The following is a 6,319-nucleotide window of genomic DNA, read 5'->3' as shown; positions in this document are numbered from 1 at the left end:
TCGCTGCCTAGTTGATCAATTTACTCTTATTTACTCCCTCTTTTTAACTTTATTTACTTAATCTGTTTACAAATATCCTTATTTTTATTTATAGCTTATATTATCTATACCTTCATTTAGCAGTGGATAGTTGAAGAGTTTATATACGCATAATTTACATGATTTTTATTTATACAGATTAAATATTATTGTTTTTATAGATTTTTGTTACTGTTTTGTAATTTTATTGTGATAATATTGTTACATATATACACAATATCATTTAGATATCACAAATTTTATATTTTTTATATATAATATACCCAGTAACTAATTATATAAAAAACTTATAATTATACACTTTAACTATACAATAATTCTATTTACTAATAATATATATCATATTTAATTATATAAATGCTTTTTATCGCTTTATCTATTATTTTTTTTAATATAACTAGTTTTTTTTTTAAGACTTAGTTAAAATTAACTCTCCTATAATGTTCAAAGATAAAGTAGATTATCTATTTTAAAATCTTATATTACTCGTAGGAGAGAAAATGAAAAAAACAATCAAGTTAGCTCTAGTAGCTGCTCTAGCTTTAGGTGCAACATCTGCATTCGCAACAAACGGTGCAGCATTAATTGGAACAGGTGCTAAGTCTCGTGGTATGGGTGGAACTGGTATAGGTGTTTCTCACGGTGCTGAGTCAGCTTTAGCTAACCCTGCATTAATTACATCTGTTAAAGGTACTGAGATCTCTTTTGGGGGTACTATCTTTATGCCAAATGTTAAAAGTACAAATGCTTTAACTGGTGTTGGCGGGCCGACAGGTAGTGCTGATAGTGATGCAAGTATGAGTGTTATACCAGAAGTTTCTTTAGCTTCAAAAGTTAATGACAACTTTTATTGGGGTATTGGTATGTGGGGCACTGGTGGTATGGGTGTAGATTATCGTGGTCAAACTGCTCAAATGGAAATGGTAACAAATCTTCAACTTATGCAATTTGGAGTTCCTTTAGTATATACAACTAATAATTTTAGTATCGGTATTACACCAATTCTTCAATATGGTTCTTTAGATATTAATTATGTTCCACCTGCTGCATTTGCTGCTTATTCAGCTTACTCAAAAACTAAGGGCGCTGGTGTAGGTCAAGATTTACAGTTTGGTTATAATATAGGTTTGGCGTATGAAATATCTGACCTTACAATAGGTGCAGTATATAAATCACAAATTGATATGAAATATAAGGGTGTAATGTCAAATACTATTGATTTATTTTCATCTACGCAAGCATATGCAAATGATAAACTTTCAACACCTGCAGAGATTGGTGTCGGTGCAAGTTATAAATTCAATGAGCATACTGTAGCATTAGACTATAAACAAATTCAATGGTCAAAAGCAAAAGGTTATGAAGATTTTGAGTGGAAAGATCAAAATGTTTATACATTTGGTTATGAATATGCAACAACTACTTGGGCCGCTCGTTTAGGATATAACTATTCAAAAAGTCCTATTGAAAAACAAACATATACAGGTGTAAATAGTGCTAAATTGAGTTCAGGAGTAGTAAATACATTCAACTTACTTGGATTTCCAGGAGTAGTACAATCACATATGACTGTTGGTGGTACATATAACTTTAACAGTAACACTTCTCTTGATGCAGCGTACACGTATGCTCCTGAGGTAAGTGAAACTATGACTAACTTTGCTGGTAATGATATCACTGTTAAACATTCACAGACTAGTTTAAGTTTACAACTTAACTACGCATTCTAATTGTTAGAATAGCATAAATTCTTCTTCATTCTAAATGCCGCCTTTTTGGCGGCATCCTGTTTACATACTTTCAATAATCAATCTTTCCCCATATTCAAATCTCATAATCTATATAAATTTACTTAAATGCTTTAATGGTTATTTTTATATTAGTAAACTAAAAGATTAGTGATGAATTTTAAAGAGGATATTTAAATTGAAATAAGATATGGAGAAAAAGATTTTTTGGCAGTGATGATTTATATCATCACTGCTTCTCTGCTACCTTCTTTTATCTCACCGATTAGGTAAGAACCTTCTGCTTGAGCCAAAACAGTATTTACATTTTTTTCTTCAATTACAAGTATCATTCCGACACCCATGTTAAACGCTCTAAACATCTCATCACGATCAACATGTTCTGACATCAGTTCAAATATAGGTAGAACTTTAATAGCGTCTTTTTTTACTTCAGCCATCAAATTTTCTGGAAGAACACGAGGTAGGTTCTCAACAATTCCGCCACCTGTGATATGAGCCATGGCTACTATTTCATTTTTTAATTTTTTAAATGTTTTTACGTAGATGTTAGTAGGTTCAAGTAGAGTCTCTATAAGTGGTTTTCCGTTGAAGTCATCTTCAAACTTCATACCCATTTTTTCAAACAGAACTTTTCTAGCAAGAGAGAAACCGTTTGAGTGAAGTCCAGAACTTGGAAGTGCTATAAGTTTATGACCTGCACGTACAAGAGAAACTCTATCCATTTCAGATTTTTCAGCTACACCGACAGCAAAACCTGCTAAGTCATAATCATCCTCTGAGTACATTCCTGGCATTTCAGCAGTCTCGCCACCGATAAGTGCGCATTCACTTCTAATACAGCCCTCAGCTATACCAGCAACTACATTAGTAGCTACATTTACATCAAGCTTTCCTGTTGCATAATAATCTAAGAAGAAAGATGGAGTACCAAAGTTACAAAGAAGGTCATTAACACACATAGCTACAAGGTCGATTCCTACAGTGTTATGTATACCGCTGTCTATCGCAAGTTTAAGCTTTGTACCAACACCGTCTGTCGCTGCAAGCATTACTGGCTCGTTAAATCCTTTTGGAAGTTCAAAAGCACCTGCAAAAGAACCGATACCACCCATAACACCTGGAATCCTTGTAGATTTTACTAATGGTTTAATATTCTCAACAAAACTGTTTCCGGCATCAATATCGACACCGGCATCTTTATAACTAATTTGACTCATTTAGGCCTCCGAATTATTTGGTACGTCACATTTCTTACTAACGATACAAAGTGGACAGAAGTTGGTAATACCTGCGATAAGAGGAATAACTCCTAAATAAAACCAATAGATTCCAGTAATAACGCCTGTAGCAATTAAAGCTAAACCTATAGTAATACGAAAAACTCTACAAAACTTTCTGATTTTGTTGTAGTCCATTTAATACCCTTAATTTTTTTGTAATTATATCTATATTAAGTAAAATTAATCATAATATGCTAAAATCGCCTTAATTAAATAAGGAATTATTAAAATGAAAAAATTTATCTACTCTGAGATGATGGTACATGTACCGATGTGTACTAGTAAAAATCCGCAAAATGTTTTAATTGTTAGTGACAATGTAGATCAACTGGCAAAAGAGATGCTAAAGTACAGTGATATAAATACACAAGCGGTTGAGTGTTCTTTAGACGCCGTGCGTAACTTAGATGATTCTAGTTTTGATGTAGTTATTTGTGAAATGAGTTCAGATGCTGCGCTTTTAGCACATATAAACCGCGTCTTAAAAGAGGATGGTCAATTGTCAATTACGCATCCTTCTTTAGATGATGTCGATGCAAATAAAACTATGATGCAAGTTCTGGGAAATTACTTTAAAGTTATTATGCCGTATAATATCGGTAATGGTTCAACAGCGCTTTTAGCTTCTAAAGAATACCACCCGACTGCAGACATCAATTTGCATCGCGCTGATATGCTTGATGATAATCAGTTTTATAACTGTGACGTTCATATAGCCTCATTTGCAATGGGCAACTATATTCGTAAAGAGTATTTAGGAATCATCAAAAACTAATAAACAAGGTATTAGATGGCATTTGAATACGCTATTGCATTAACGGGGGGAATAGCTACAGGCAAAAGCACTGTAGCATCTCTGCTCGCCTTAAATGGTATGAGAGTCATAGATGCAGATAGCATCTCCCATGAAATATTGGATGCTTCAGTTTCTTGGGTAAAAGAGACTTTTGGTGATGAGTACGTAAGCGGTTCTAAAGTTAATCGTGCAAAACTTGGAAATCTGGTGTTTTCAGATGATGAAAAAAAAAGAGTCTTAGAAGAGTTTTTACATCCTAAGATTAGAGATGAAATACAAAAGCGAAGCATCAAGCAGGACAGTTTCAAATTCCCATACCTTATAGATATTCCACTGTTCTTTGAAAAAGGCTCTTATGACATAAAAGAGAGCGTGGTCGTTTACACTCCTGCTGATATTCAGCTAGAGCGTTTTATGAAGCGAAATGGCTACTCCAAAGAGGAATCACTAAGAAGAATTAATTCTCAGATGCCAATAGAAGAGAAGAAAAAAAGAGCTACTTGGGTTATAGATAACTCTAAAAACTTAAAACATCTTCAACAAGAGGTTGAAGACTTTGTCGAAAAAATAAAGGTTAAATACTTATGAGAGTAGCTAAATACAGTGCAAACGGAAATGATTTTGTAGTATTTCATTCTGATGTTAAAGAAGATAGAACAGAGTTAGCAAAAGAGTTATGTCACAGACAAGAAGGCATCGGAGCAGATGGCCTGATAGTTATAGTTCCAAACAGTGATTATGATTTTGAGTGGCAGTTTTATAATTCTGACGGAAGTCATGCAGATATGTGCGGAAACGGTTCACGCGCTTGTGCGCATTACGCATATGCCAATAAACTGGCACCAAAAAATATGAGTTTCTTGACCGGAGCCGGTGTAATAAACGCTGAGGTAAACGGTGACATGGTCCTTAGTGAACTGACACCGCCTAAAATATTAAATAAAAATATAGAGTTTAACGGTAAATCTTGGTGGCTGGTTGATACAGGTGTTCCGCATCTTGTTCATTTTACACAAAATATAGAAGCATTTGACATAGAAGAAGCTAGAGAACTTAGATACAAATACAATGCAAACGTAAATATTGCTTTTATAGACGCAGATAAAAATATCAAAATAAGAACTTATGAACGCGGTGTTGAAGATGAGACACTAGCTTGCGGTACCGGAATGGCGGCTTGTTTTTACAGAGCTTACATAGAAGAAAAAGTTCCTAATAACATTGAAGTTTATCCTAGAAGCGGTGATACGCTATATCTTGGAATGAACGATAGAACGATTACTTTTAGAGGAAGAGTAAAAAATACTTTTAATACGGATTGGAATCTTGCTTAGTCAGTACACTATATGAGCAAAGCCCATATAGTTACGCTAGACGCTTAGACTTTAAAGTCCGGCAGCCTCAACGATTTTTGCTTGATGGTCGGCTATAAGCGGTTCAATTACTTCATCAAGAAGTCCACCGTTCATAATCTCATTTAGTCTGTAAAGCGTAAGAGTGATTCTATGATCACTAATACGATTTTGCGGATAGTTGTATGTTCGTATACGTCCACTTCTATCTCCGGTTCCTACTTGAGCAGATCTGGCTTCGCTATCCTTAGCCTGAGCCTCTTGCATCTCAAGATCAAAAAGTCTGGCTTTTAGAACTTTCATAGCTTTTTCTCTATTTTTGTGTTGAGATTTTTGATCTTGATTTGTTACTACTAGACCAGTTGGCAAGTGAGTAATCCTAACAGCAGAGTCAGTTGTATTAACAGACTGACCACCACAGCCGGAAGAACGCATAACATCGATCTTTAAATCATTCTCATTTATTTCAACTTCAACATCATCAACTTCGGGCATTACTGCAACCGTGATAGCTGAAGTATGAACACGTCCTTGAGATTCCGTTGCCGGAACACGTTGAACACGGTGAGTTCCACCTTCATATTTCAACCTGCTATAAACCTGATCACCCTTAATAAGTGCTATAACTTCTTTAAATCCACCGGCATCTGATGGAGAACTGCTCATAAGTTCAACTTTCCAGCCTTTTACATCAGCATATCGAGTATAAGCATCAAAAAGATCGCCTACAAAGATTGCTGCCTCATCACCACCCGCTCCGGCACGAAGCTCAACAATGATATTTCTATCATCATTAGGATCTTTAGGTAGGAGCAGAAGTTTAATTTCTTCTTCTATTCGTGGTTTTTTAGGTTCAAGCTCTTTAAGCTCTTCTTTTGCCATTTCGCCCATTTCAGCATCAGAAAGCATTTCTTTTGCATCAGCAATATCTGATATTAAAGTTTTGTATTCTTTTGCTTTTTCAACGATTGGTAAAAGTGAAGATTGTTCTTTTGAGAGTTCTGTCATTCTTTTGATGTCAGAAGTTATGTCAGGTGAACTCAGCATTTCGCTAAGTTCATTATAACGGTTGATAAACGGAGTAAGTTTATCAGCAAGCAT

Annotated in this window: 7 protein-coding genes; 4 read left to right on the top strand and 3 right to left on the bottom strand. The window is 34.8% G+C overall.

What is annotated here, in order from left to right; genetic code table 11:
* The first annotated feature begins 539 nt into the window (after window positions 1-539).
* A complete protein-coding gene (locus ABYK18_RS11885) occupies window positions 540-1,769 on the top strand; it encodes an OmpP1/FadL family transporter (RefSeq protein ID WP_373036893.1) in 1,230 nt (409 codons plus the stop codon).
* Window positions 1,770-2,008: 239 nt separating this feature from the next.
* Here ABYK18_RS11885 and purM read toward each other — a convergent pair whose 3' ends face one another.
* Together purM and ABYK18_RS11875 are read right to left on the bottom strand one after the other, a co-directional pair.
* Window positions 2,009-3,007, bottom strand: a complete 999-nt coding sequence (gene purM / locus ABYK18_RS11880) for a phosphoribosylformylglycinamidine cyclo-ligase (protein ID WP_373036892.1) — start codon at window positions 3,005-3,007, stop codon at window positions 2,009-2,011.
* Entirely contained in the window at window positions 3,008-3,205 is a 198-nt protein-coding gene (locus tag ABYK18_RS11875) for a DUF2892 domain-containing protein (protein WP_373036891.1), read from the bottom strand.
* Window positions 3,206-3,299: 94 nt separating this feature from the next.
* Here ABYK18_RS11875 and ABYK18_RS11870 point away from each other — a divergent pair, with 94 nt between their 5' ends.
* From ABYK18_RS11870 to dapF, 3 genes are read left to right on the top strand one after another with little or no spacing between them, the layout of a single operon-like run.
* On the top strand, window positions 3,300-3,845 hold the full coding sequence (locus tag ABYK18_RS11870) for a spermidine synthase (RefSeq protein WP_373036890.1): 546 nt from the start codon (window positions 3,300-3,302) through the stop codon (window positions 3,843-3,845).
* Window positions 3,846-3,860: 15 nt separating this feature from the next.
* Window positions 3,861-4,454 (top strand): dephospho-CoA kinase, encoded by a 594-nt coding sequence (gene coaE / locus ABYK18_RS11865; protein ID WP_373036889.1) that lies wholly within the window; start codon window positions 3,861-3,863, stop codon window positions 4,452-4,454.
* A complete protein-coding gene (dapF, locus tag ABYK18_RS11860; protein WP_373036888.1) occupies window positions 4,451-5,200 on the top strand; it encodes a diaminopimelate epimerase in 750 nt (249 codons plus the stop codon). The genes coaE and dapF overlap by 4 nt, the downstream gene beginning before the upstream one ends.
* A gap of 51 nt (window positions 5,201-5,251) precedes the next feature.
* On the opposite strand, the gene prfA is transcribed toward dapF, so the two are convergent.
* Window positions 5,252-6,319 (bottom strand): peptide chain release factor 1, encoded by a 1,068-nt coding sequence (gene prfA / locus ABYK18_RS11855; protein ID WP_373036887.1) that lies wholly within the window; start codon window positions 6,317-6,319, stop codon window positions 5,252-5,254.

Origin of the sequence: Sulfurimonas sp., assembly GCF_041563495.1 — a bacterium.
Taxonomy (GTDB): domain Bacteria; phylum Campylobacterota; class Campylobacteria; order Campylobacterales; family Sulfurimonadaceae; genus Sulfurimonas.
Note: the sequence above shows the minus strand (reverse complement) of the source record. Positions and strands in the feature narration are given on the sequence as shown.

Excerpts from the sequence above, each read along its gene's own strand:
- ABYK18_RS11885 (WP_373036893.1), top strand. The coding sequence starts at position 540 with ATGAAAAAAACAATCAAGTTAGCTCTAGTAGCTGCTCTAGCTTTAGGT.
- purM (WP_373036892.1), bottom strand. The coding sequence starts at position 3,007 with ATGAGTCAAATTAGTTATAAAGATGCCGGTGTCGATATTGATGCCGGA.
- ABYK18_RS11875 (WP_373036891.1), bottom strand. The coding sequence starts at position 3,205 with ATGGACTACAACAAAATCAGAAAGTTTTGTAGAGTTTTTCGTATTACT.
- ABYK18_RS11870 (WP_373036890.1), top strand. The coding sequence starts at position 3,300 with ATGAAAAAATTTATCTACTCTGAGATGATGGTACATGTACCGATGTGT.
- coaE (WP_373036889.1), top strand. The coding sequence starts at position 3,861 with ATGGCATTTGAATACGCTATTGCATTAACGGGGGGAATAGCTACAGGC.
- dapF (WP_373036888.1), top strand. The coding sequence starts at position 4,451 with ATGAGAGTAGCTAAATACAGTGCAAACGGAAATGATTTTGTAGTATTT.
- prfA (WP_373036887.1), bottom strand. The coding sequence starts at position 6,319 with ATGCTTGCTGATAAACTTACTCCGTTTATCAACCGTTATAATGAACTT.